This window comes from Nocardioides abyssi (assembly GCF_030412915.1).
Taxonomy (GTDB): Bacteria; Actinomycetota; Actinomycetes; order Propionibacteriales; family Nocardioidaceae; genus Nocardioides; species Nocardioides abyssi.
Genome location: NZ_JAUHJR010000340.1, coordinates 1 through 206, shown reverse-complemented (window position 1 = coordinate 206; position 206 = coordinate 1). Strand labels below are relative to the sequence as shown.

Annotated in this window: 1 pseudogene; it reads left to right on the top strand. The window is 83.0% G+C overall.

The features are described 5' to 3' along the window. Window positions 1-206: pseudogene (locus QWY29_RS20940) on the top strand (hypothetical protein); the annotation flags it as partial.

Here is a 206-nt window from a genome sequence, read left to right as displayed (position 1 = left end):
GGCGACGACGACGGCGACGTCCCGGGCGCCACGCCGCTGGACCCCGCCGCCGGCCCCGCACGACGTACGCCGGCCTCCCGGCCGCGCCGCCGCCGCACCCAGCTCGTCGCAGCCGCCGCCGTGGTGGCGGGCGGCGTCGGCGGCACGGTGGTGGCCCAGCAGCCGTGGGCCGACGACACGAGCGAGGCCCCGCGCCTCTCCGCGGT